21 protein-coding genes are annotated in these 24,661 nt (G+C 65.6%); 16 read left to right on the plus strand and 5 right to left on the minus strand.

All coding sequences use genetic code 11. From position 1 onward, the window contains the following. Positions 1–2: 2 nt before the first annotated feature. The 7 genes from PY310_RS10160 (at position 3) to holA (ending at position 10,351) form a co-directional block, all read left to right on the plus strand. Positions 3–752 carry an MIP/aquaporin family protein gene (locus PY310_RS10160; protein WP_275214312.1) on the plus strand — a complete coding sequence of 250 codons (750 nt, stop codon included), beginning with the start codon at positions 3–5 and terminating at the stop codon, positions 750–752. Positions 753–795: 43 nt separating this feature from the next. After that, positions 796–2,310 carry a glycerol kinase GlpK gene (gene glpK / locus PY310_RS10165; protein WP_275214264.1) on the plus strand — a complete coding sequence of 505 codons (1,515 nt, stop codon included), beginning with the start codon at positions 796–798 and terminating at the stop codon, positions 2,308–2,310. Positions 2,311–2,778: 468 nt separating this feature from the next. Continuing rightward, positions 2,779–5,304, plus strand: a complete 2,526-nt coding sequence (leuS, locus tag PY310_RS10170; RefSeq protein ID WP_275214265.1) for a leucine--tRNA ligase — start codon at positions 2,779–2,781, stop codon at positions 5,302–5,304. 57 nt (positions 5,305–5,361) lie between these two features. Continuing rightward, positions 5,362–6,360 carry a DegV family protein gene (locus PY310_RS10175; RefSeq protein ID WP_275214266.1) on the plus strand — a complete coding sequence of 333 codons (999 nt, stop codon included), beginning with the start codon at positions 5,362–5,364 and terminating at the stop codon, positions 6,358–6,360. Positions 6,361–6,409: 49 nt separating this feature from the next. Further along, on the plus strand, positions 6,410–7,369 hold the full coding sequence (locus tag PY310_RS10180; RefSeq protein WP_275214267.1) for a ComEA family DNA-binding protein: 960 nt from the start codon (positions 6,410–6,412) through the stop codon (positions 7,367–7,369). Positions 7,370–7,553: 184 nt separating this feature from the next. Continuing rightward, on the plus strand, positions 7,554–9,401 hold the full coding sequence (locus tag PY310_RS10185) for a ComEC/Rec2 family competence protein (protein ID WP_275214268.1): 1,848 nt from the start codon (positions 7,554–7,556) through the stop codon (positions 9,399–9,401). Continuing rightward, the gene (gene holA / locus PY310_RS10190) at positions 9,335–10,351 is read left to right on the plus strand and encodes a DNA polymerase III subunit delta (protein WP_275214269.1); all 1,017 of its coding nucleotides are present in this window, start codon (positions 9,335–9,337) and stop codon (positions 10,349–10,351) included. The genes PY310_RS10185 and holA overlap by 67 nt, the downstream gene beginning before the upstream one ends. A gap of 190 nt (positions 10,352–10,541) precedes the next feature. Here the strand turns inward: holA and rpsT are convergent, their stop codons facing one another. Together rpsT and PY310_RS10200 are read right to left on the minus strand one after the other, a co-directional pair. Next, positions 10,542–10,802, minus strand: a complete 261-nt coding sequence (rpsT, locus tag PY310_RS10195) for a 30S ribosomal protein S20 (RefSeq protein ID WP_011692086.1) — start codon at positions 10,800–10,802, stop codon at positions 10,542–10,544. 170 nt (positions 10,803–10,972) lie between these two features. Beyond that, complete coding sequence (locus PY310_RS10200) at positions 10,973–11,509, minus strand: type II toxin-antitoxin system PemK/MazF family toxin (protein WP_275214270.1); 537 nt, start codon at positions 11,507–11,509, stop codon at positions 10,973–10,975. Between the two features lie 179 nt (positions 11,510–11,688). Here PY310_RS10200 and lepA point away from each other — a divergent pair, with 179 nt between their 5' ends. Together lepA and hemW are read left to right on the plus strand one after the other, a co-directional pair. Further along, positions 11,689–13,545 carry a translation elongation factor 4 gene (gene lepA, locus PY310_RS10205; RefSeq protein WP_275214271.1) on the plus strand — a complete coding sequence of 619 codons (1,857 nt, stop codon included), beginning with the start codon at positions 11,689–11,691 and terminating at the stop codon, positions 13,543–13,545. A gap of 25 nt (positions 13,546–13,570) precedes the next feature. Continuing rightward, complete coding sequence (gene hemW / locus PY310_RS10210; protein ID WP_275214272.1) at positions 13,571–14,800, plus strand: radical SAM family heme chaperone HemW; 1,230 nt, start codon at positions 13,571–13,573, stop codon at positions 14,798–14,800. Between the two features lie 39 nt (positions 14,801–14,839). Here the strand turns inward: hemW and PY310_RS10215 are convergent, their stop codons facing one another. Together PY310_RS10215 and PY310_RS10220 are read right to left on the minus strand one after the other, a co-directional pair. After that, entirely contained in the window at positions 14,840–15,250 is a 411-nt protein-coding gene (locus PY310_RS10215; protein WP_255768960.1) for a DUF4870 domain-containing protein, read from the minus strand. A gap of 162 nt (positions 15,251–15,412) precedes the next feature. Beyond that, on the minus strand, positions 15,413–16,261 hold the full coding sequence (locus PY310_RS10220) for a DUF3097 domain-containing protein (RefSeq protein WP_275214273.1): 849 nt from the start codon (positions 16,259–16,261) through the stop codon (positions 15,413–15,415). A gap of 171 nt (positions 16,262–16,432) precedes the next feature. On the opposite strand from PY310_RS10220, the gene hrcA reads away from it, so the two are divergent. From hrcA to PY310_RS10235, 3 genes are all read left to right on the plus strand, one after another. Beyond that, positions 16,433–17,446, plus strand: a complete 1,014-nt coding sequence (gene hrcA / locus PY310_RS10225) for a heat-inducible transcriptional repressor HrcA (RefSeq protein WP_275214274.1) — start codon at positions 16,433–16,435, stop codon at positions 17,444–17,446. 73 nt (positions 17,447–17,519) lie between these two features. Next, positions 17,520–18,647 carry a molecular chaperone DnaJ gene (gene dnaJ / locus PY310_RS10230; RefSeq protein WP_275214275.1) on the plus strand — a complete coding sequence of 376 codons (1,128 nt, stop codon included), beginning with the start codon at positions 17,520–17,522 and terminating at the stop codon, positions 18,645–18,647. Between the two features lie 2 nt (positions 18,648–18,649). After that, positions 18,650–19,435: a 16S rRNA (uracil(1498)-N(3))-methyltransferase gene (locus tag PY310_RS10235; RefSeq protein WP_275214276.1), complete on the plus strand. Its 786-nt coding sequence runs from the start codon at positions 18,650–18,652 to the stop codon at positions 19,433–19,435. A 44-nt stretch (positions 19,436–19,479) separates the two neighbouring features. Here the strand turns inward: PY310_RS10235 and PY310_RS10240 are convergent, their stop codons facing one another. Beyond that, a complete protein-coding gene (locus tag PY310_RS10240) occupies positions 19,480–20,433 on the minus strand; it encodes a GerMN domain-containing protein (RefSeq protein ID WP_414004213.1) in 954 nt (317 codons plus the stop codon). 371 nt (positions 20,434–20,804) lie between these two features. On the opposite strand from PY310_RS10240, the gene PY310_RS10245 reads away from it, so the two are divergent. From PY310_RS10245 to era, 4 genes are read left to right on the plus strand one after another with little or no spacing between them, the layout of a single operon-like run. After that, positions 20,805–21,890, plus strand: coding sequence for a PhoH family protein (locus tag PY310_RS10245; RefSeq protein ID WP_275214277.1), 1,086 nt, complete (start codon positions 20,805–20,807; stop codon positions 21,888–21,890). Continuing rightward, entirely contained in the window at positions 21,887–22,360 is a 474-nt protein-coding gene (gene ybeY, locus PY310_RS10250) for an rRNA maturation RNase YbeY (protein WP_275214278.1), read from the plus strand. The genes PY310_RS10245 and ybeY overlap by 4 nt, the downstream gene beginning before the upstream one ends. Beyond that, on the plus strand, positions 22,357–23,688 hold the full coding sequence (locus PY310_RS10255) for a hemolysin family protein (protein ID WP_275214279.1): 1,332 nt from the start codon (positions 22,357–22,359) through the stop codon (positions 23,686–23,688). Before ybeY ends, PY310_RS10255 begins: the two co-directional genes overlap by 4 nt. Then, entirely contained in the window at positions 23,672–24,646 is a 975-nt protein-coding gene (gene era / locus PY310_RS10260; RefSeq protein WP_275214280.1) for a GTPase Era, read from the plus strand. The genes PY310_RS10255 and era overlap by 17 nt, the downstream gene beginning before the upstream one ends. Positions 24,647–24,661: the final 15 nt, after the last annotated feature.

The raw sequence follows: 24,661 nt of genomic DNA on the forward strand, positions 1-24,661 counted from the left end.
TGATGTCTCTTGGAATAGTTTTTCTCTCCGAAGTCTTCGGAACCGCGATGCTCACCCTGCTCGGTTGCGGTGTCGTGGCCAACGTGGCCCTGAGGGGCACGAAAGGTAACAGCGGCGGGTTCCTGATGGTCACGTGGGGGTGGGGCATCGCCGTCTTCTCGGGCGTATTTGTTGCCGCAAAGTCCGGTGCCCACCTCAATCCCGCCGTAACACTGGGCCTGCTGGTGAACGGCAAAGCCGAATACGCTCCCGGCGTCAAGGTGGATGTGGCATCCACCCTGACCTACTTCGGCGCCGAACTGCTGGGCGCCTTCCTCGGCGCAGTTGTCTGCTGGCTCGCCTACAAGCAGCACTTCGATGACGAGCCTGCCCAGGCCTCCAAACTCGGCGTCTTCTCCACCGGCCCGGCCATCCGCTCCAACCCGTGGAACCTGATCACCGAGATCATCGGCACCTTCGTCCTGGTCTTCGTCATCCTGACCCTGGGCGGCACCCCCTCAGGGCTGGGCCCCCTGGCAGTAGCCCTGCTGGTGGTTGGCATCGGCGTTTCCCTGGGCGGTCCCACCGGCTACGCCATCAACCCCGCCCGTGACCTCGGTCCGCGCATCGCCCATGCCCTGCTGCCCATCAAGGGCAAAGGAAGCAGCGACTGGGCCTACTCCTGGATCCCCGTCGTTGGACCGCTGGTGGGTGGAGCCCTGGGCGGAATCATGGCCAGGGTTGTTCCCATCATCGTCACCGCAGCATCCTGATCGACCAGCCACCAAACCCCTGTACACAGACAAGGACGTCACCATGAACCAGTACGTAATCGCCATCGACCAGGGCACCACCAGTTCCCGCGCCATCATTTTCGACCACAGCGGCAACATCGTTTCATCCGGGCAGATGGAGCACGAACAGATCTTCCCGCAGGCAGGCTGGGTGGAGCATGACGCCTCGGAGATTTGGAACAACACCCGCGAGGTGATCGGTTCAGCCCTTTCGAAGGCGAACCTGACGCGGCACGATATTGCCGCCGTCGGCATCACCAACCAGCGCGAGACCGCGGTGGTATGGGACAAGACCACGGGCAAGCCGGTCTACAACGCGATTGTGTGGCAGGACACCCGCACCCAGAACATCGTCGATGAACTGGCGAAGGATGGCGGACCGGAACGGTTCAAACAGAAGGTGGGCCTGCCGCTGGCCACCTACTTCTCCGGCACCAAGATCAAGTGGATCCTGGACAACGTTGATGGCGCCCGGGCAAAGGCGGAGGCAGGGGACCTTGTCTTCGGCAACACCGACTCGTGGGTTCTGTGGAACCTGACCGGCGGGGTGGACGGCGGGGTGCACGTCACCGACGTCACCAACGCCTCACGCACCCTGTTCATGGACTTGGAGACGCTCACATGGGATGAGGAAATCCTGGGTGTTTTCGGTGTTCCGGTGAGCATGATGCCCGCGATCAAATCCTCCTCCGAGGTCTACGGCACCGTGCATACCTCCCAACTGCTCCGCGAAGTCCCCGTGGCGGGCATCCTCGGTGACCAGCAGGCGGCCACGTTCGGCCAGGCGGCATTCGACGCCGGCGAAGCCAAGAACACGTACGGCACCGGCTGCTTCCTCATCTTCAATACCGGCGAGGAGATCATCCACTCGAAGAACGGCCTGCTTACCACGGTGGGATACAAGCTCGGCGATGCCCCCACCCACTACGCCCTGGAAGGATCCATTGCGGTGACCGGGTCCCTGATCCAGTGGCTGCGCGACAACCTCGGCATGATCAGCAGCGCGCCGGAAGTGGAGACCCTGGCCGCCTCGGTCAAGGACAACGGCGGCGTCTACATTGTGCCGGCCTTCTCCGGCCTGTTCGCCCCGTACTGGCGCTCCGATGCCCGTGGCGCCATCGTGGGGCTCACGCGGTTCGTCAACAAGAGCCACATCGCCCGCGCCGCGCTTGAATCAACGGCATTCCAGACCCGCGAGGTGCTGGACGCCGTCAACGCGGACTCCGGTGTTCCGCTGACCGAGCTGAAGGTCGACGGCGGCATGGTGGCCAACGATGCGCTGATGCAGTTCCAGGCGGACATCCTGGGCGTCCCGGTCATCCGGCCCAAGGTGATTGAAACCACAGCCCTGGGTGCAGCCTACGCGGCCGGCCTCGCCGTCGGCTTCTGGAAGGACCTCGGCGAACTTTCGGCCAACTGGTCTGAAGACAAGCGCTGGGAACCGCAGATGGACCAGGCCGAGCAGGACCGCCAGATGCGGCTGTGGAAGAAGGCCGTCACGAAGTCCATGGACTGGGTCGACGAGGACGTGAAGTAGCCAGCCAGACAGCAGTTCGTGGTTGCGACGGGCCTCCGTCTCACCACGCAAGGAAGGCGGCCCCTGCCCCGCCCGTCCCCGGCTGCTCCCTCCGGTCGCAAGCTCGCGGTGGGGCCCTCGCAGCCGGGGGCCCATCGCGGTGCCCACCACACCCGGGCAAGGGGCCGCCTTCCTTGCTTACGCTGAAGCCACCCTCTATCCAGGAACAGAGCGCCCTCGCTGCTACTTCAGCCGCTCGGGGGGACTTACGTTTAGGGGACGGGATGGGTGCGCTAAAGTAGTCGTATGCGTGCGATCCTTCTGCTTAGCTAGCCGCCCGGTCTCCGGAAACAAACCGGACAGCCGAGCGGCCGCCCCTCCCTTTAGAGGGGCTTTTGTGTGTCCGGGCACGATTGCCGGGCCGGCAGCAGGAAGGGATCAGACCGTTGGGGCAGCACGGAAGCCGCAACAGAACAGAAGAGGGCAGCAGTGAGCGTTCAGCCGGAGACAGAGACCGGAACAAAGGCAGCAGCGGCGGAGACACCCGAAGAGGGTGCGTACAGCTTCGCGGCCATGGAGGCCAAATGGCCGCAGGTGTGGGAAGACCTCAAGGTCTTCACCCCCGTCGATGATGGTTCCCGCGAGCGCCGCTACGTCCTTGACATGTTCCCGTATCCCTCGGGCGACCTGCACATGGGCCACGCCGAGGCGTTTGCCATGGGCGATGTTGTGGCGCGGTACCTGCGGCAGCAGGGCTTTGACGTCCTGCACCCGATCGGCTGGGACTCCTTCGGCCTGCCCGCCGAGAACGCGGCCATCAAACGCAACGCCCACCCCAGCGAGTGGACCTACGCCAACATCGAGACGCAGGCGGCGTCCTTCAAGCGCTACGCGATCTCCGCCGACTGGTCGCGGCGGGTGCACACCTCCGACCCCGAGTACTACCGCTGGACCCAGTGGCTGTTCAAGCGCTTCTATGAGCGCGGCCTGGCCTATCGTAAGGACTCGCCGGTCAACTGGTGCCCGAAGGACCAGACCGTGCTGGCTAACGAGCAAGTGGTCAACGGCGCCTGCGAACGGTGCGGCACCCCGGTGACGAAGAAGTCGCTGAACCAGTGGTACTTCAAAATCACCGAGTATGCTGACCGGCTGCTCGAGGACATGGACGAACTGCGCGGCCACTGGCCCGAGCGGGTCCTGGCCATGCAGAAGAACTGGATTGGACGCTCCGAAGGTGCGCACGTCAACTTTGTGATCGAAGCCGCCGGCGGCAAACCTGCCAAGGACGTCACGGTCTTCACCACCCGCCCGGACACCCTGTACGGGGCAACATTCTTTGTGGTCGCGGCGGACGCGCCGATCGCCGTCGAGCTCGTCACGGACGAGCACGCCGCCGCCCTGGACGCGTACCGCGAGCAGGTCAAGGCCCTGAGCGAAATCGAACGCCAGTCCACCGAACGCGAAAAGACGGGCGTCTTCACCGGACGCTACGCGATCAACCCGCTGAACGGGGAAAAGCTGCCGGTCTGGGCCGCGGACTATGTGCTGGCCGATTACGGCACCGGTGCCATCATGGCCGTCCCCGCGCACGATCAGCGTGACCTCGACTTCGCCAAGACCTTCGACCTGCCTGTCCGTGCGGTGCTGGACACCGGCGAAGAGGATCCCGCAGTGTCCGGCAAAGCCACGGCAGGGGAGGGGACCCTGATCAATTCGGGAGTCCTGGATGGCATGCCGAAAACGGAAGCCATCCCTGCCGCCATCGCCATGCTGGAGAAGCAGGGTACAGGCGAGAAGTTCGTCAACTTCCGGCTCCGTGACTGGCTCCTGAGCCGCCAGCGGTTCTGGGGCACGCCCATCCCGATCATCCACTGCCCCTCCTGCGGCGAGGTACCCGTTCCGGACGAGCAGCTGCCCGTGACGCTGCCCGCCGACCTGCGCGGCGAGGACCTGTCACCCAAGGGCACGTCGCCGCTGGCAGCTGCCGAGGCCTGGGTCAACGTGGAATGCCCCAACTGCCACGGACCGGCGAAACGCGATACGGACACCATGGACACCTTCGTGGATTCGTCCTGGTACTTCCTGCGCTTCGTCTCACCGCATTACACCGAGGGCCCCTTCGACCCCGAGAAGATCAACGAATGGATGCCGGTAGGCCAGTATGTGGGCGGTGTGGAGCACGCCATCCTGCACCTGCTGTATGCTCGCTTCTTCACCAAGGTCATCCATGACCTCGGCATGCTCGACGCCGATGAGCCGTTCAGTGCGCTCCTGAACCAGGGCCAGGTCCTCAACGGCGGCAAAGCCATGAGCAAATCCCTCGGCAACGGCGTTGACCTCGGCGAGCAGTTGGACAAGTACGGTGTGGATGCTGTCCGCCTCACCATGATCTTTGCCTCCCCGCCGGAGGACGACGTCGACTGGGCGGACGTTTCGCCGTCCGGTTCCGCCAAGTTCCTCGCCCGTGCCTGGCGGCTGGCGCAGGATGTCAGTAGCGAACCAGGTACTGACGCCGGGGCCGGTGACCGCGCACTGCGGTCCGTAACGCACCGGACCATCGCGGACGCCGCCGCCCTGCTGGACAGCAATAAGTTCAATGTGGTGGTGGCCAAGCTCATGGAACTCGTCAATGCCACCCGCAAAACCATAGACACGGGAGCCGGCGGAGCTGACCCCGCCGTCCGGGAAGCCGCGGAGGCCGTCGCTGTCATCCTGAGCCTCTTTGCGCCCTACACCGCAGAGGACATGTGGAACGTCCTCGGCCACCCCGCCTCCGTGGCGAACGCGGGCTGGCCCGCCCATGATGATGCGCTCCTGGTGCAGGAGACCGTCACCGCTGTGGTCCAGGTTCAGGGCAAGGTCCGCGACCGGCTCGAAGTTTCCCCGGACATCAGCGAGGACGAACTGCGCGAACTGGCCCTGGCCAGCGAAAATGTGCAGCGCGCCATGGACGGCCGCGGCATCCGCACGGTGATCGTCCGGGCGCCTAAGCTGGTGAACATCGTTCCGGCCTAGCCGGACAAATCCGGCCGCCGGGTCCATCCGGCGGCCGGCTTCAAACCAGGAGGCCTCTTGCCCGACCGTGACGCGGCAGCTTGGCTCTGGCTCCGGGAGCGGCTGGCCGCCCTCCGCCCGGCGGCGCGTCCGGCCGCGCCCAGTGAGGGGGCCGCCGCCGTCGTCCGTACCGCTGTTGTCACGGATTCAGCGTCCGCGCTGCCGGCCGACTGGGTCTCCGCCTGCGCTGAAGCCGGCCTCCTGACCGTGATACCGATGCCTGTGATGGTGGGCGAGGAAATCTACGGTGAGGGCGAAGACGACATCACCGAGACGATCGCCCTGGCGCTGGCGGCCGGGAAATCAGTGAAGACCTCGCGCCCGTCACCGGGGCAGTTTGAGCAGGCATTTCTCGCGGCCGAACGTGGCGGGTATGAGTCTGTTGTCAGCATCCACATCTCCGGAGGCCTGTCCGGCACCGCGGATGCCGCCCGGCTTGCCGCCGCGCGGGTGAACATCCCGGTGGAGGTTGTGGACTCCGGCACCGTGGGCATGGCCCTGGGGATGGGTGTCCAAAGTGCGGTGACCGCCGCGGCGGCCGGCTTGGAGTCCGCCGCCGTCAGCGCGGCGGCAACGTATCAAATGGCACGCACCAGGGTCTATTTTTACGTTCCCAGCCTCGAGCAGCTGCGCCGGGGCGGGCGGATGGGCGCCGCCGCCTCGCTCCTGGGGACAATGTTCGCCATTAAACCCATTCTGGCCGTGGACGGCGGGAAGATCGTTCCGTTGGAAAAGGTCAGGTCTGCCGCCAAAGCCATCGCCCGGCTTGAGGAGATTGCCGCCGCGGACGCCGCCTCCCGTCCGGCAGGCAGGGCCCGGCTTGCCGTCCATCATTTTGGGAATCCGGCGGAGGCCGAAGGGCTGGCGGCGCGGCTGGCAGCAGCACTGCCCGGCTGCCCGCCAGCCCAGATCAGCTCCCTGCCCGCCGTCCTGGCTGCCCACGCCGGGCTTGGGGTGCTGGCTGTCATTGTCGGAGAAAGTGCTCCGCCGCTCATGGAGTCCCCGCTTTCCACATAGGCCCGGCCCGGGCTGTCACCTGCAGTGTCTGATCCCTAGCCTTGGGAGCATGTCACGCCGCGACGCTGGAACCAGCCACGCGGCGCGGCATGCCCGGGAGCGGCTGCAGGCAACGCTGGGTGGCGCCGGTGGTCTGCTGACTGACGGCGCCGGGCAGGCTTTCGAGTACGGCGCCGAGGTCCCCGCCCATGGGGACGCGCGTGCCGGAGCGGTTGCCGAAGACCTGGCAGGGAGCGGCACGGCTGGACCGGCGCTCAGGTGGCGGCTAGGTCTTCCTGTAGCCCTGCTGCTCGTTGCCCTTGCGGTGCTGGCCGGCGCCTGGTTTTGGGTTCAGGTTGCCGCCGGGCAGCCGCAGGTGGTGCCGCTGAGCGATGTCCTGTCCCAGGAGGGTACCTCGTCCGGGGCCGGTGGGGACCGCCCCGAGGAGCCGGCAGGGCAGGAAACAGGCCCCGCCGGGCAGGGAACAGACCCTGCAGGGCAGGGAACAGACCCGGCAGGGCGGGCGGCGGGACCATCAGCCGATCCCCAGGGCGGGACGCTGGTCATCCATGTGGCCGGTGCGGTGGCTGTGCCCGGGGTGGTGCACTTGCCGGCAGGGAGCCGCATTCACCAGGCCATCGCTGCTGCGGGCGGCCCCACCGCCGCGGCGGACCTCAACCGGCTCAACCTCGCCGCCGTCCTGGCGGACGGACAAAAGCTGTATGTGCCCGTGCCGGGTGAGAGCATCCCCGCAGAGATCTCCGGGAACGCCGTGGCGGGCGGGAACCCCGGCTCCGGCTCCGGTGCCTCCGATGGTTCCGGGAGCGCGGCAGGTGCCGGGAAGGTGAACCTCAACACGGCCGGCGTGGAAGAACTGGACGCCCTGCCGAAGGTAGGTCCCGTGCTGGCTCAACGGATTGTGGACTGGCGTAAAGAACACGGGCCCTTCAAGTCGGTCGAGGAGCTCGACGCCGTGGACGGCGTGGGGCCCAAAATGTTGGAGACCCTCCTCCCGCTGGTGGTGGTTTGAGATGGTTCAACGCAGCCCCTGGAGCCGTTTTGTCGACTCTGCAGTGCAGAACAGCGCCGGCAGGAACGGTGCCGGACCGACCAGTACCCGTCTGAACCGCGCCGGTAGTCAGCCACCATCACAGGGACCTTCAGGGCGAAAGCGCTCGGTGCAACCGCCTGTGATGCGGCGGGGGAGTGCGGCGTTGGCCGCCCACGTCCGGAAGAAACTGCAGGGCCGGGAACAGGAGACCACGCCGGCCCAGAAGCCCCGCCGGCGCACGGACGTCAGGCTGGGACTGCCGGCGCTGCTTGTTTGGGGTGCCGCGGTAGCGGGTGCCTGGTTGAGCCCTGTGCTGCTGGCATTGTTGTGCAGCGGCTTGCTGGTCCTGGCAACCGCTCTGCTGGCCCGGTCATTTCGCGGCGGGAAGCCGCGGGCCACCCGCAGGAGCTTCCTCACCACGACGTCCGTGGCGTTGGTCCTGGCCGCGGCCGCGGCGGCGCATTCCGCCGTCTCGTCCTCGCAGCGGCACGACGGACCCTTCGCGGAAGCGGCGGCCGCCGGGAAGTCCGTGGTGGCCGTTCTGGAAATTACCGGTCCCGCGCGGGCCCTGACGCTCCCGGGACAGGCGGGCACACCGGAACGGTGGTCGGTGGCCGCCCGGACCGAGGAGGTCACGGTCGGCGGCACTGTCATCCGTACCCGTGCGGAGCTCCTGGTGATGGGCGCCCGCGGGTGGGACAACGTCGTCCCGGGCCAACTGGTCCGTGCCGCCGGAAAGCTGAGGCCACCGGAGCCGGGCCAGCAGGAAGCAGCCATCCTCTCCGCGTCGATGGCTCCCGCGGCTTCGGGAGCTGTCGGCGCCGATGCCGCCCTGGCCGGGGAGGTGCTGGCCAAGCAGTTGAGGGGTAGGTACGTTGCCGCGTCCTCGTTCCTGGCCGCCGATGCCCGCGGACTTCTGCCCGGCATGGTCACCGGTGACACCTCGGCCTTGGACGAAGGGCTCAGCGCGGCCATGAAGACGGTGGGCATGACCCATCTGACGGCAGTAAGCGGGGCGAACTGCAGCCTCGTCCTGGGCGCCCTCCTGATGGCGGCCCGGAGCCTGAGGGTACCCCGGGTCCCTGCGGCCGGCCTCGCGCTGGCTGGCCTGGGTATGTTTGTTGTGCTCGTTAGCCCTGACGCCAGCGTCCTGCGGGCGGCCCTGATGGGTTCCATCGCGTTGGCCTCACTTGCCGGTGGGCGTGTGGGGCGGGGACTCAGCTACCTCTGCCTGGCTGTGATGGGCCTGTTGCTGGCCGATCCCGGCCTGGCCACCAGCTTCGGCTTTCTGCTTTCGGTGCTCGCGACGCTGGGGATCATTGTCCTCGGGCCACGGATCATGGACTGGACTCCGGCGGTGGTTCCCCGTTGGGCAGCGGCGGCCCTTGCGGTGCCGCTGTCAGCGCAGCTGCTATGCGGCCCGGTCATCGTCCTGCTGCAGCCACAGTTTTCGACCTATGCCCTGCCGGCGAACATGGTGGCCGCGCCGTTGGTGGCGCCGGTGACGCTGCTGGGAACGGCCGCTGTGCCATTGGTGGCTTGGGCACCTTGGCTGGCTACAGCGCTGATCGCAGTCGCCGGCACATTCAGTGCCGGTGTGGCCGGCACCGCCCGGACGGCCGCGGGCCTGCCCGGATCAGTCCTTCCTTGGCCGGAAGGCGGGTTCGGTCTCCTGACGATGGTGCTGTTCTCCGTTTTGACCCTCGCCGCACTTTGGGGAGCTGCCCGCCCGCGTGAGGCATTGCGCATGGTCCTGGGGCTCCATGCCCGGACGGTCGGCATGCTGAACGCGGCGGACAACCGGTTTCAAGCCCTCAGCGTGCTTTACTGGCGTCCATCCGGCTCCCTGAGGAACAGGAGCCGGTTCGGAGGTGGCGGCTTGGAGGCGCGGGTTGGCCGTGGCAGGCTTAGACACTGCACCAGAATTTCCGGGAGGAATCCACCATGGCCGCAGCCCAAGCCGCCCGAACCAAATCAGCGCCGTCCAATGTGGCCTCCTGGCGGGACGTAAGCCCCGCTGGAGTCGTCCTGGTGGGTGGGCCCGAAGAATATCTCGGGATCCGCGCCATGGACCACATCCGGGCACAGGTACGGACCGCGTTTCCCGATGTTGAGGTCAGCCGCCTGGCTGCCGGCAGCTATGAGGCGGGCACCCTCGCCATGAACGTGAGCCCGTCGCTCTTTGGCGAACACAAACTCATCGAGGTGGAGGGTGTTGAGGGCATGAACGACGCCTTCCTCGCTGATGCCCTGGCATACCTGTCCCGTCCTGAACCTGACGCGGTTCTCGTGCTCAGGCACGCCGGAGGAGTCCGCGGCAAGAAACTCCTTGACGCCGTCAAGGCCGGCGGCTGGCCGGTGGTTGACTGCCAGCCACTGAAGAAGGATGCGGACAAGGCAGCCTTCGTAACCGCAGAATTCCGGGCTGCGGGACGGAAGATTACCTCCGATGCAGTGCAGACCCTGGTCAATGCCGTGGGAGCCAACCTGTCGGAGCTGGCCGCAGCCTGCAGCCAGCTGATCGCAGATGCCACGGGTGCGGTGACTCCGGAGCTGGTGGACCGCTATTACGGCGGCAGGATCGAAGCCACGGCCTTCAAAGTGGCCGACGCCGCGATGGCGGGTAACGGCCCGCTCGCCCTGTCCACCCTGCGGCACGCCCTGGCCACCGGGGCTGACCCCGTGCCGCTGGTTGCCGCGCTGGCAGCCAAGCTGCGGACACTGGCCAAAGTGGCCGGGGCCCAGGGCTCATCCGCTCAGATAGCCAGGGAACTGGGCATGCAGCCCTGGCTGGTGGAGCAGGCCCAGCGGGATGTCCGCCGCTGGACCCCGGAGGGGCTGGTCCGCGCCATCCAGGCGACGGCCGAGGCCGACGCGCAGGTGAAAGGCCTGTCCCGGGATCCGGTCTATGCGGTTGAACATGCGGTGACCGTCATCGCCACGTCAGCGCAGCGGCACTGATACGGCGGAGACTGACACGTGCCGGCACTACCCGCGCTGTTACTACCCGATGCTGTCACCGGCTCATGTTCCGGAGCGATGTCAGGTGTTGCTGGAGCGATGTCAGGCCCGGGGACTGCGGCGTTAAAGAGTTGAGGCCGGCCCCCAATGGGGGCCGGCCTCAATCATCAGTTCTGACGAACTGGAAACCTTACAGTGCGTTGACCTTCTTGGAGATCGCCGACTTGCGGTTCGCTGCGTTGTTCTTGTGCAGAACACCCTTGCTGACAGCCTTGTCCAGCTTGCGGCTGGCAGCAACCAGGGCAGCAGCAGCTGCATCCTTGTCGGTGGACTCAACGGCGGTGTTGACGGCGCGGATGGCCGTCTTCAGCTCAGACTTGACTGCGTTGTTGCGCAGGCGTGCCTTCTCGTTGGTGAGGATGCGCTTCTTCTGGGACTTGATATTAGCCACGTGTGAACTCTCTTTTTAATGCGGAAATGGTCTAGAGGGCTTTCAGATTGGCCATTGACTGAGCGGCGTGGGGATACCTATGGCGGCCAACCATCAGTGGCCGTCGACCTGCACGGACACACAGCTATAAAGAATAGCAGACGCACCGGAAGGCTGACTATTCCGGCGCGCTAGTTCCAGCCGTGCCGCCGGCGCAGGCCTGCAGCCACCTCATCGAAGGGCTTGCGCCCGAGCACGGCACCCTCGCGCCGGATGCTGTCCGGTGCCAACTGCAGGATCCTCCCGAGGTTCGCTTCACTGGGCCGCCGCTGCCGGTCCCAGGCGCCGGCGCCGATGTCCACATAGTCGCCGGCGCGGCGACTGTCCTGGTCGTGGTCCTTGCTGGTGAGCATGACGCCGAGCAGGTACCGGCCGCTCTTCCCGACCAGCAGCACCGGGCGGTCCTTCCCCCGCGAGTGGTCCTCCTCGAAGGGCACCCAGGACCAGACAATCTCGCCGGGATCGGGGCTGCCGTCGGGGCGGGGAGCGTAGCGGATGTTTACGGCGCCGGTGAAGTCCCCCGGATAGCCGGCAACCGCCGGCGCCGTCTTACGGCCGGCCTTCGGCTCAGTTTTTACCGCAGGCCTGGCAGCGCCGGACCTCAGTTTCTGCAGCACCCTGACGGAGGCCCGGACGGCGTTGGCCAGAGAGCGGAAGTTTATAGGCATGGGGAAAACACTATCGTTGCCCCGTGGAGCGGCCGCAGTTTGCCGAACAATGCAATGCGCGGCGTCCGGACGTGGGACACTGGAGGTTCAAAATATGCGGTCAGGCCGCAGGGTGCCCTTGGTGCGTCCTGCCGGATCGCCGAAAAGCCATCAGTGAATGCCAACAGTAAGGACCCTGCGTGTCTCCCATGGCCCGCACCGCCCCGGTGCCCGCCGCGACAGATCCGGCCATCATTCGGAATTTCTGCATCATCGCGCACATTGACCACGGTAAGTCCACCCTGGCCGACCGGATGCTGCAGTTGACCGGGGTGGTTCAGCCGCGCGATATGAAGGCCCAGTACCTGGATCGCATGGACATCGAACGCGAACGCGGCATCACCATCAAATCCCAGGCCGTTCGTATGCCCTGGGAACTCGATGGCAAGAGCTACGCCTTGAACATGATCGACACTCCCGGCCACGTGGACTTCACCTACGAGGTCTCCCGCTCGCTGGCAGCCTGCGAAGGCGCAGTCCTGCTCGTGGATGCGGCCCAGGGCATTGAAGCGCAGACGCTCGCCAACCTGTACTTGGCGATGGAGAACAACCTCACCATCATTCCGGTGCTGAACAAGATCGACCTGCCGGCCGCCCAGCCCGAGAAGTACGCGGCGGAGCTCGCCAGCCTGATCGGTGGCGAGCCTGAAGACGTCCTCCGTGTGTCGGGAAAGACCGGCATGGGCGTCGAGGTGCTGCTGGACAAGATTGTCCGCGACCTGCCGGCGCCCGTGGGCGACCCCAACGCTCCTGCGCGGGCCATGATTTTCGATTCGGTCTACGACACGTACCGCGGCGTTGTTACCTACGTCCGCGTGGTGGACGGCATGCTGCATCCCCGTGAGCGCATCCAGATGATGTCCACCCGGGCCACGCACGAACTCCTCGAGATCGGCGTGAGCTCGCCGGAACCCACCCCGTCCAAAGGCCTGGGCGTCGGCGAGGTCGGTTACCTGATCACCGGGGTTAAGGATGTGCGCCTGTCCAAGGTTGGCGATACCGTCACCAACCTTGCCAAGCCGGCCGCTGACTCCCTCCCCGGCTATGCCGACGCCAAGCCCATGGTGTTCTCCGGCCTGTACCCGCTGGACGGCACTGACTACCCGGTGCTCCGCGACGCGCTCGAGAAGCTGATGCTCAACGACGCCGCACTGGTGTACGAGCCCGAGACGTCGGCCGCGCTGGGCTTCGGCTTCCGTGTCGGTTTCCTGGGCCTGCTCCACCTGGAAATCACGCGTGAGCGGCTCGAACGCGAGTACAACCTGGACCTCATCTCCACCGCTCCCAACGTGGAGTACGAGGTCACGCTGGAGGACAAGAAAGTGGTCCACGTGACCAACCCCAGCGAGTACCCGTCCGGCAAGATCGCGGAGGTCCGCGAGCCGATGGTGTCCGCCACCATCCTGGCGCCCAACGAATTCGTGGGCGCCATCATGGAACTTTGCCAGAGCCGGCGCGGTGTGATGGGCGGCATGGACTACCTCTCCGAGGACCGGGTGGAAATCCGTTACCGCCTGCCCCTGGCCGAAATTGTCTTTGACTTCTTCGACATCCTCAAATCCAAGACCCGTGGCTACGGCTCGCTGGACTGGAAGGCCGACGGCGACCAGGTGGCCGATCTGGTCAAGGTTGACATCATGCTCCAAGGGGAACAGGTGGATGCGTTCTCCGCGATTACGCACCGCGACAAGGCATACGCCTACGGCGTGATGATGACCACCAAGCTGCGCGAACTCATTCCCCGCCAGCAGTTCGAGGTGCCCATCCAGGCCGCAATCGGCTCACGGATCATCGCCCGTGAAAGCATCCGCGCCATCCGCAAGGATGTGCTCGCCAAGTGCTACGGCGGCGATATTTCACGTAAGCGCAAGCTGCTGGAGAAGCAAAAAGAAGGTAAGAAACGCATGAAGATGGTGGGTACGGTGGAGGTGCCGCAGGAAGCGTTCATCGCTGCACTCACCACCGACGAATCAAAGGACAAGGCCAAAAAGAAGTGACCACCGCTCAGTGGGGGACCCGCTGATGCCTAGCGTTCTTCCCCTTGGTGACCCGGCGCCGTCGGACGGTCTGCTGCCTGACCAGGCAGCAGACGGTGCAGGGCGCCGGGCTTTCGGACTGTATGTGCACATCCCGTTCTGCGCTGTCCGGTGCGGGTACTGCGATTTCAACACCTACACCGCCACCGAACTGGGCGGCGGAGCCTCGCAGGACGCCTATGCGGACACGGCGATCTCCGAAGTCCGGCTTGGAGCACGGGTCCTCACCGAATCCGGCCTCCCGGCCCGCCCCATGAGCACAGTGTTCTTCGGCGGCGGAACCCCCACCCTGCTCCCGGCCGATGACCTCGCGCGGATCCTGGGCGCCGCCGTCGAAGAATGGGGTCTGGAGGACGGTGCTGAAGTCACCACCGAAGCGAACCCCGATTCCGTCACCCCGGAATCCCTGGCGGTCCTGAAAAACGCAGGCTTCACCCGGGTCTCCTTCGGCATGCAGTCAGCCGTCCCGCACGTTCTTAAAGTCCTGGACCGCACGCACACTCCCAGCAGGGTGCCCCAGGTGGTGCAATGGGCCCGCGAGGCCGGATTAGCCGTCAGCCTGGACCTGATCTACGGAACGCCGGGCGAATCCCTGGACGACTGGCGGTTCTCCCTGGAGACGGCCCTGTCCTACGAGCCGGACCACATCAGTGCCTACGCGCTGATCGTGGAGGACGGCACCAAGCTGGCCGCCCAGATCCGCCGGGGCGACGTCCCGGGCATCGACGACGACGACCACGCCGACAAGTACGAACTCGCTGATCAGCTCATCGGCGAAGCAGGCCTCAGCTGGTATGAGGTCAGCAACTGGTCCCGGACGCCGGAGCAGGCGTGCCGCCACAATCTGGCCTACTGGCGCGGGGATGACTGGTGGGGCATCGGCCCGGGAGCGCACTCGCATGTGGGCGGTGTGCGCTGGTGGAACGTCAAGCACCCCACCGCCTACGCCGGGCGTCTTGCCCAGGGGCTCTCGCCGGCGGCGGGCAGGGAAACGCTCGACGCCGAAACGCGGGAAATGGAGCGCGTCATGCTGGAGGCGCGGCTCGTTTCGGGGCTCGCCATCGCAACGTTGGGGGAGTCAGGACGCCGCGCCGTGGCCGGGCTCATGGCCGAAGGCCTCGTTGACGCGCCGGCCGCCATCAGGGGAACGCTCGTGCTGACCCTGAAGGGCCGCCTCCTGGCGGACGCAGTGGTCCGCAGGATCCTGCCCGACTAGTCCTGCCAAGGCAACGCTGCCACCAGCGGTGCTTGGGCGCTATTTGATCCAGCGCAGGTTGTACTGGTAACGGTGCGGCTGGCCCTTGTTGACATGGATGCCGGCGGACACCGAGAAGCAGGTCAGTGCAATCCAGATGAGGGTGGCGATGACGGCAAAGATGTTGCCCACCACCGGAATAAAGACCAGAAGATTGGCCACCAGCGCCGCGATGGTGGGCGGCAGGCTGAAGTTCAGCGCTTCCTTGGATTCCTGTGCGGTGAACGGTCCGCGTTCACGGAAGATGAGGTAGATCAGCAGGGACGGCACACAACCGAGGATCCCGCCAAAGTGTGCCAGTGTGGCCCATTGCCGGTCCTCGCTGGCAGTGAGGGGCAACGCGTTTGCGGGGACGCCCTGGTACTCGGAACGGCCTTGGTCGTCCCGGTGCTCGCGTGCGTTTTGTGCCACGGTTTCATCCTTCGAAAGTGCAATCGTGCTGATGTGGAGAATGCCGGGCTGATGCAGGAACAGCCTCCGCACTACCAAGAATACTTGTTGTGCCGCCAAATGCTGCCGTCGTCCGCAGGGGCCAGGGCCGGAACAGCCCGGCAGCGGGTGAGGCGCCAGGGGTCATGGCGCCGTCAGGAAGTCGATGACCTCCTCCACCCGCCCGAGGAGCGACGCTTCCAGGTCCGCGTAACTGCGGACCGCGCCCAGCAGTTTTTGCCAGCCCAGGCCGATGTCTTCCTTCGTGGCGTGCGGCCAGCCAAATGCCGCAAGGATGCCGGTTTTCCAATCCTGCCCGCGGGGTACCACCGGCCACTGTTCAATGCCCAGCACCGCAGGGCGGATCGCCTGCCACACGTCAACGTAGGGGTGCCCGACAAGCAGCACGTTCCCGGCGGCGCCCTTCGACGCCATCACCCCGGCGGCGATCCGCCACTCTTTGGAGTCCGGCACAAGGTGATCCACCAGGATCCCCAGCCGCCGGTTGGGCCCGGGACCGAATTCGGCCACCGCCCCCGCGAGGTCATCGATGCCGTGCAAAGGCTCGACGACGATGCCCTCCACCCGCAGATCGTCCCCCCACACTTTTTCCACGAGTTCGGCGTCATGCTTTCCCTCCACCCAGATCCGGCTTGCCTTGGCCACCTGGGCACGCTGGCCCGCCACGCGGACCGAGCCGGACGCCGTGCGTCCAGCCGGCATGGCCGCGTTCTGCCTGGGCGCCGGGGGCATCAGCCTGATGGGCTGGCCTTCGAGGAGGAAGCCGAAGCCCAGCTTGAAGGACCGCGATTTGCCCCGCCGGTCTTCAAGGGCAACCACATGCATGCCGCCGGACTTCTCTACCCGGGTCACCGCTCCGACCCAGCCGGACTGGGCGTCTTCGATGACCATGCCGCGCTCCACTGGTACTTCGGGGAGTTCGCTCCGGACGGGCGCGGCAATCTCCTGAGGACCCCAGTTCTGGTACTGCATGGATTCATTCCACCTTGCGCTAGATCGTGCCGCCGAATGTTCGCCCGGAGCGGTACCAATGCTAACAACGGGGCGAGTCATATTAGACTGTTAGCACTTAGGCATGTCGAGTGCTAACGAACCGCGACCAATACCTAAGCAGTGAATGGCAATCCTGGATGGAGGTGGAGTGTGAGCGAGCCGCGCAAACTGGAAGTACTGCGGGCCATCGTGGAGGACTACGTGCACTCCCGGGAGCCTGTTGGTTCCAAGGCCCTGGTTGAGCGCCACCACCTCGGCGTGTCCAGCGCCACCATCCGGAACGACATGGCCGCCCTGGAAGATGAGGGCCTGATTACCGCTCCGCACACCAGTGCGGGCCGGATCCCCACGGACAAGGGCTACCGGCTGTTTGTGGACCAGATCTCGGCCGTCAAACCTCTGTCCCCGGCGGAGAAGAAGGCCATCCAGTCGCTGCTGGAGGGTGCGGATGACTTGGATGACGTCCTGGACAGGACAGTCAGGCTGCTTTCCCAGCTGACCAACCAGGTGGCAGTGGTGCAGTACCCGCACCTGAGCCGGGCCACCATCCGCCACATCGAATTTGTCCTTCTGGCACCACGCCAGGTCCTCCTGGTGCTGATCGCCACCACCGGCAAGGTGGAACAGCGTGTGATCGACGTCGGCCAGGACCTCGGCGAGGATGCCATCGCCGCTTTGCGGACACACTTCCTCGGTTCGCTGGCCGGAACACCGCTGAGCCGGCTGGCCCAGTCCCTGCCTGGTGTGGTGTCCTCCGTCGCCCCGGGCCAGCGGGCAGCTGCCCAGGCGCTGGCCCATGGACTGGAGACGCTCGCCCACAGCAGCAGGGAGGACCGCATGGTGATGGCCGGCACCGCGAACCTTGCCCGGTCCAATGTGGATTTCCCCCTCAGCATCGGCCCTGTCCTGGAAGCACTGGAGGAACAGGTAGTCCTGCTCCGCCTGCTCAGCGACATGGCGCAGGACCCGCGCGGCGTGACCGTGAGCATAGGCCGGGAAAACCCGTACGACGGGCTCGCCGAAGCTTCCGTGGTGGCCACCGCCTACGGACCGGACAGCACCGCCAAGGTTGGTGTCCTGGGGCCCACCCGGATGGACTATCCCACCACCATGGCCGCAGTGCGGGCAGTAGCCCGTTATCTGTCAAGAATTCTGGGCCCTTAACAGCCGGCCCAGGCACGAAGAGCAGTGCCGGCAGCACCGCCGCCGGCAGTACAACAGGGAAGAGATACGAACTTTGAGCAGCCACTACGACGTCCTCGGGGTCTCGCCGGAAGCCACCGGAGAAGAGATCAAGAAGGCCTACCGCAAGCTGGCCCGCACCCTTCACCCGGACGTTAACCCCGGGGACGATGCGTCGGACCGCTTCAAGGCCGTCACCCACGCCTACGAGGTCCTTTCGGACCCCCAGAAGCGCCGTGTATATGACACCACCGGCAACGAAAACGGTACTGACAACGGCTTCGGCGGCGGGTCCTACGCCGGCCAGGGGTTCGCGTTCCAGGACATCTTCGATACGTTCTTCGGTGCGGGCGGGTCCTCGGGTCCCGCCTCCCGGGTCCGCCGCGGCCAGGACGCGCTGATCAGTGTCCGGATCGAACTGCGCGACGCCGTTTTCGGCGTCAACCGCAAACTCGAAGTGGATACCGCCGTCACCTGCCCCACCTGTAACGGTTCGTGCTGCCGCGAGGGCAGCCACCCTGAACGCTGCGATATCTGCGGTGGCAGCGGCCAGGTCCAGCGGGCCGTGCGCTCCATCCTGGGCCAGGTCATGACGGCCGCCCCCTGCGGCACCTGCGAGGGCTTCGGAACCGTCATTAAGGACCCCTGCAATGAGTGCAACGGCCAGGGCCGTATCCGCAGCCGCCGGTCACTCACCATCAAAGTGCCTGCCGGCGTGGCAACAGGCACCCGGATCCAGCTTTCCGGGCAGGGCGAGGCCGGACCTGCCGGCGGACCTGCCGGTGACCTCTACGTTGAAATCCGGGTCAACAACGATCCCACCTTTGTCCGCGACGGCGATGACCTGCACGCGACTTTGCACATCCCCATGACCGCGGCCGCCCTGGGCACGGAAGTGTCCTTGGAAACCTTCGACGGGCTGCAGGAAATCGACGTCAAAGCCGGCACCCAGTCCGGTGAGGTCATCACGCTGCGCGGGCTGGGCGTAACGCATCTTCGTGGCTACGGCCGCGGTGACCTGTTGGTCCACCTGCAGGTGGAGACGCCTTCGAAGCTCGACCCGGCGCAGGAGGACCTGCTGCGTCAGCTCGCCAAGCTGCGGGGTGAGCAGTTCACTGAAGGCAAGCTGACGGCCAGCGGCGGAGTCTTCGCCAAGCTGCGGGACCGGTTCGGTAACCTCTAGCAGTGAGTAACCCAGTCTTCTTCAGCGGCGCCGGGTCGCTGGACCAGCTGGTGCCGGGGGCCCGGTTCACCCTGCAGGGCCCTGAAGCGCGCCATGCGGTAACAGTCAAGCGACTGGCGCCGGGGGAGTCCGTGGACATTGCCGACGGTGCAGGCAGGCGACTTACTGGAACGGTTGTTTCCACCTCGCCGTCGGAACTCACTGTTGAATGCACCAAGCTGGCCATGGAGGACCAGCCGGGCATCCGGCTGGTCCTGGTTCAGGCACTGGCCAAAGGTGACCGCGATGAACTCGCCATCGAAACGGCCACTGAACTGGGCATCGACGCCGTTGTTCCCTGGCAGTCGGAACGGTCAATTGTCCGTTGGAAGGGGGAGCGCGCGGCGAAAGCCCACGCCAAATGGCAGTCTGTCGTCACGGCCGCCGCCAAGCAGGCCCGCCGGGCCTGGATCCCGGAGGTGCGCGCCGTCGTCGAGACCCCGGGCCTGGTTGCCGCCGTGGCCGCAGCGGACCTTGCCGTGATCCTGCACGAAGACGCCGTCCGTCCGCTGCGATCGGTGCTGGAGGCCTGGCAGGCAGGACTGCCCGCGGGCCAGGGTCCCCGGGAAATTCTGCTCATCGTTGGTCCGGAGGGTGGGATCAGTCCCCGGGAAGTCACCAGGCTCTGCGATGTGGGTGCCGTGACGGCGCTCCTGGGCCACCACGTCCTGAGATCCTCCACGGCCGGACCCGCCGCGGTTGTGCTTGCGAGCGACGTGCTGGGCCGCCTGAATGCCCCGACGTCCTGAACTGACTGGCCCGCCTGAACTGACTGGGCCGCCTGAACCAGCCGCTACTTGACGTTGAACTTTCGTGTGTCCACGTTCAGTTCCTGGCCGCTGCTGCCATCCGCCTGCCACACGCGGAGCTCGTAGGTTCCCGGCGGGAGACTGAGCGAAAGCGTGAAGAGCCCGGACTGCGCCGAATCAGCCCCGGCTGTTGTCTCACCGGTCAGGTACGCCGACTTGTCGGCGTTCCCCGCGGACCGCAGGATCTGCCACCTCAGCTTGCCCCCCGGCACCGTGCTGCGGCCCGTAATCTTCACACTGCCGGTAGGAACTTCGGTGCCTTCCTGGGGATCGATGATCCACACGGGCGCCACCATGCCGGCCGCCCGGGACATCGGGGCACCCAACCGGACATGGTTGAAGGCCACATAATCAGTATGGCTGTCTACCAGGACCCGCACCTGAATCTGCTGGCCCGAATCGATGAGCCCGGAACTGGCCGCAGCCGCAGTGGCGGTGAAGATCAACTGCTGGATGGCACGAACTGCCATGTCGGCGTCGAGATTGCTGTTGAAGGCATCCGCCGAGACATCAACGGTAATGACATTCTTTCCCGAGATTGACGTTGCCAGCTCAGTGGGGCTCTGCCAGGGAGTGAAGTAATCCGGGTCGAGGGGCTTTTCGGACATCATGGCGCGCAGTGCACGGGTGACCGGGTTTTCCTGCTCCGGGACATCCCGGAACTCCCGGTAAAGATAGACGCTGCCGTTACTGCGGCCAATCCAATACACAGGCGCTTTGTTGGACGACTGGGTGGTTTCCAGGGGTGCGCTCGTAGAGGCCGCGCCAGGTGAGCCGGTGGCGGCCGCGGTGGAGTTCGCCGTCAGGGTGGGCTGGGGGCCGGGATCTGCAATACAGCCGGTCAGGAGAAGGAGGGCCGGAAAAAGGACCAGGACAGCCCGCGTGCGCAACGGCCGCACGGCATGCTCGGCCGTGCGGGTGTCGGGTGTTTCCGGCACTCTGATAGCCCGTGTCCTTCCTGGCTGCGAATGATGGGGCAGGGCCCCGGTAAGCCGGTCCCCGGACGGCTGAACTTCAAGCATGGCATAGCGAGGCCGCCGGAAAGGGCCCAAAACTCCTCCCCGTCCCAACTGCAACGGGAACGATATGCGGCTGATATGAAGTTGATATCTAACACCGCCGGTGATCGGGCAGCCGGGTCCCTGGAAACGCCTGTTACGTGGCGTCCCGGGTCGCCGCCGCCAGTGCCCTGCTGGCGTAAGATGGAAGGAAACGCTGGCTCCGGCGTGCTCGGCAACAGGCCGCTCACGCAGCAACCGGCGGTACCAAGTCCGAACCGGAGGAGATCACGGGCCCGCGGGCCAGCACCATGACTGAATCAACGAACGGAAAGCGCAGGCTGAACACTGAGCGCGCCGCCGGGGAATTTCCCCATTCACTTCCCGGTGTCCGGACGGAGGTGGTGCTCTTTGACAACTCCGATCAGATGGTCCAGTCGCTCGGCAGTCATGATGAGGCCCTGCGGTACATCGAAGAACAGTTCCCGGCGGTAAACTTCCACGTCCGCGGAAACGAACTTTCCATCAGCGGTCCGGCGGACGAAGTTCCCCGCATCATGCGCCTGCTCCATGAAGTGCGCGGCCTTGTGGCCCGGGGAACCGTTATCAGCCCCGCAGTACTGCAGCAGCTCGTGGCGTTGCTCCGCAGCCAGTCCCTGCAGAACCCCGTTGACGTCCTCACCCATGACATCCTGTCCAGCCGGGGAAAGACCATCCGGCCCAAGACGCTGAACCAGAAGAACTATGTTGACGCCATCGATGCCAACACCGTGATCTTCGGCATCGGCCCCGCCGGCACCGGAAAAACCTTCCTGGCCATGGCGAAGGCGGTCCAGGCGCTGCAGCAGAAGGAAGTCAGCCGCATCATCCTGACGAGGCCGGCGGTCGAAGCCGGTGAACGTCTGGGGTTCCTGCCCGGCACCCTCAGTGACAAGATCGATCCCTACCTGCGTCCGCTTTATGATGCGCTCCACGACATGATGGACCCCGAATCGATTCCGCGCCTCATGGCCGCCGGGACCATCGAAGTTGCCCCGCTTGCCTATATGCGCGGGCGGACCCTGAACGACGCATTCATCATCCTTGACGAGGCACAAAACACCACCCCGGAACAGATGAAGATGTTCCTGACCCGGCTGGGCTTCGGCTCAAAGATGGTCGTCACCGGCGACGTCACCCAGGTGGACCTTCCGTTCGGGACGCGTTCGGGGCTGCGCATCGTGGAGGAAATCCTGCAGGGCATTGAGGACGTCAACTTCTCCGTGCTGGATTCCACTGACGTGGTCCGTCACCGCCTGGTGGGGGACATCGTTCGGGCCTACAGCATCTGGGACGATGTCCAGCGGAACAAAGTCAAACACTCGGTAAGCCGTGAGAAGCGGACGGAACGCGCATGAGCATCGAAGTGAATAACGAATCCGGCATCGAAGTTGACGAAGCGGAGCTCGTGGCCCTGTCCCGGTACGTTTTTGAACAGCTGTACATTCACCCCCAGGCGGAACTGTCCATCCTGCTGGTGGATGAACCGGCCATGGAAAAACTGCACATCGAACTCATGGACGAGCCCGGCTCGACGGACGTTCTCTCGGTACCCATGGACGAGCTCACGCCAGGTACCCCGGACCGGCCCACCCCGCAGGGGATGCTCGGCGACATTGCCGTATGCCCCCAGGTAGCGCAGGTGCAGGCCGCCAACGCCGGGCACGGACTGCAGGACGAGATGCTGCTCCTGACCACGCATGGCATTCTCCACCTGCTGGGCTATGACCACGCCGAGCCGGAGGAGAAGGAGGAAATGTTTGGCCTCCAGCGCCAGCTGCTCTCCGGGTTCACGGGCAAAGACGCACCCGCCGAGACCACGCAGTGACGCCCCTGCTCCTTGTTGGCATGGCCCTGGTTTTTCTTAGCACCGCCGCCTTACTTACTGCTGCCGACGCCGCGTTCACTTTCCTTCCCCGGCATGACGCCGGGGAGGCGCTCGTCAAGAGCAAGGGCAACGCCATGCGGCGCATCCTGGCCCAGCCGGTGGCGCATATCAGGGCTTTGCGGTTTTGGCGGATCTGGTTCGAGATGGCGTCCGCCGTGGCCGTCGCCGTGCTCCTGCACAGCCTCCTGGACAACGTCTGGCTGGCAGGCCTGGCCGCCACGGGCATCATGGCGCTGCTGGGGTTTGTCATCGTCGGGGTCTCGCCGCGCCAGATCGGCAGGCTGCATTCGGGCGCCGTGGTCCGGTACACGGCGCCCCTGATCCGGTTCCTCACCTGGATCCTCGGCCCGATCCCGAGGTGGCTCGTGGCGATCGGCAGCGCTGCGGCACCGGGTGCGCCGGCGGGAGACGATGCGTTCTTCAGTGAGCAGGAGTTCCGCGAACTTGTGGACCGGGCTTCCGAGTCGGACATGATCGAAGACAACGAAGCGGAAATGATCCAGTCCGTCTTTGATTTCGGCGATACGCTGGTGCGCGCCGTTATGGTCCCCAGGACAGACATCCTCAGCATCGACGCCGGTTCGAGCCTTCGCCGGGCAATGTCGCTGTTCCTGCGGTCCGGCTACTCGCGCATCCCCGTCATCAGCGACGACACCGACCATATCCTCGGAATCGTCTACCTCAAGGACGTGGCCGCCACGCTGCACGAGCTGGGACCTGATGACGAACCGCCGCCGGTTGAAGCGCTGGCCCGTGAAGTCAGGTACGTCCCGGAGTCCAAACCGGTGAGCGAGCTGCTGCGGGAGCTGCAGAAGGAATCCACCCACGTGGCCATCGTCATCGACGAATACGGTGGCACGGCCGGCCTGGTGACACTCGAGGACCTCATCGAGGAAATCGTCGGGGAAATTGTGGACGAATACGACACCGAAAGCGCTGAAGCCGTGGCCCTCGGCGGCGGCGCCTACCGCGTCAGCGCACGCATGAGCATTGACGACCTCGGTGAACTGTTCGACATCGAGCTCGATGATGACGAAGTGGACACCGTGGGCGGCCTCCTGGCCAAGGCCCTGGGCCGGGTGCCGATCGTTGGCAGCCACGTGGAGGTGGACGGCATCTCGCTGCGCGCAGAACGGCTGGAAGGCCGGCGCAACCGGGTCAGCCACATCATTGCAGCTGCTGTTCCAAAGATAGACACTGACCTTGAAGACCTCTTTGACGAGGCGAACGCAACCCAGCAGGGAGTTCCACGTGAGCAAGAAAAATAACCGACCGGCCGGCCACGGCTCTGACACACCGGACTACGGCGGTTACCGGGCCGGGTTTTCGGTCCTGGTAGGACGGCCCAACGCGGGGAAATCCACCCTGACGAACGCCCTGGTGGGGCAAAAGGTCGCCATCACCTCCGCGAAGCCGCAAACCACGCGGCATACCATCAGGGGCATCGTCCACCGGGAGGACGCCCAACTGGTCCTCGTCGACACTCCGGGGCTGCACCGTCCCCGCACCCTGCTGGGCAAGCGGCTCAACGACCTGGTGGCTGACACCCTGGCGGAAGTCGACGCGATCGGCTTCTGCCTCCCCGCCAACGAGAAAATCGGCCCCGGCGACAAATACATCGCTGCCCAGCTGGCACAGCTCGGCAGCAAGCCCCTCATTGCCATTGTGACCAAGGCAGACCTGGTGGACCGGCAGGCCCTCACCGAGCAGCTGCTCGCCGTAGCCGCGTTGGGCCGGGAGGTTCTGGGCGAAGACGGCTGGAAGGACATCGTTCCGGTCTCCGCTGCCGACGGCTTCCAAGTGAGCACCCTCACGGATGTACTCATCAGCCATATGCCGCCGTCGCCTCCGCTATACCCCGACGGGCACCTGACGGACGAACCGGAAGCCGTGATGATCGCCGAACTCATCCGGGAGGCGGCCTTGGAAGGCGTCCGCGACGAGTTGCCGCACTCCCTGGCCGTCGTCGTCGATGAAATAGTCCCGCGTGAAGGCCGGCCGGAGGATCGGCCCTTCCTGGATGTCCGGGTCAATCTCTACGTGGAGCGCCCTTCCCAGAAAGCCATCATCATCGGCAAGGGCGGCGCCAGGCTCCGCGAGGTGGGCACCAATGCCCGCAAGGCCATTGAGGCGCTGCTGGGCGCCCGCATCTACCTGGACCTCCACGTGAAGGTCGCCAAGGACTGGCAGCGGGACCCTAAACAGCTGGTCAAGCTGGGTTTCTGACCCAGCGGCGCGCCC

Source organism: Pseudarthrobacter naphthalenicus (genome assembly GCF_029076445.1).
Classification (GTDB): domain Bacteria; phylum Actinomycetota; class Actinomycetes; order Actinomycetales; family Micrococcaceae; genus Arthrobacter; species Arthrobacter naphthalenicus.

Bases quoted from the DNA above. Each gene is read 5' to 3' on its own strand.
- PY310_RS10160 (WP_275214312.1), top strand. From the start codon at position 3: ATGTCTCTTGGAATAGTTTTTCTCTCCGAAGTCTTCGGAACCGCGATG.
- glpK (WP_275214264.1), top strand. From the start codon at position 796: ATGAACCAGTACGTAATCGCCATCGACCAGGGCACCACCAGTTCCCGC.
- PY310_RS10180 (WP_275214267.1), top strand. From the start codon at position 6,410: ATGTCACGCCGCGACGCTGGAACCAGCCACGCGGCGCGGCATGCCCGG.
- holA (WP_275214269.1), top strand. From the start codon at position 9,335: ATGGCCGCAGCCCAAGCCGCCCGAACCAAATCAGCGCCGTCCAATGTG.
- PY310_RS10200 (WP_275214270.1), bottom strand. From the start codon at position 11,509: ATGCCTATAAACTTCCGCTCTCTGGCCAACGCCGTCCGGGCCTCCGTC.
- hemW (WP_275214272.1), top strand. From the start codon at position 13,571: ATGCCTAGCGTTCTTCCCCTTGGTGACCCGGCGCCGTCGGACGGTCTG.
- PY310_RS10220 (WP_275214273.1), bottom strand. From the start codon at position 16,261: ATGCAGTACCAGAACTGGGGTCCTCAGGAGATTGCCGCGCCCGTCCGG.
- PY310_RS10245 (WP_275214277.1), top strand. From the start codon at position 20,805: ATGACTGAATCAACGAACGGAAAGCGCAGGCTGAACACTGAGCGCGCC.
- ybeY (WP_275214278.1), top strand. From the start codon at position 21,887: ATGAGCATCGAAGTGAATAACGAATCCGGCATCGAAGTTGACGAAGCG.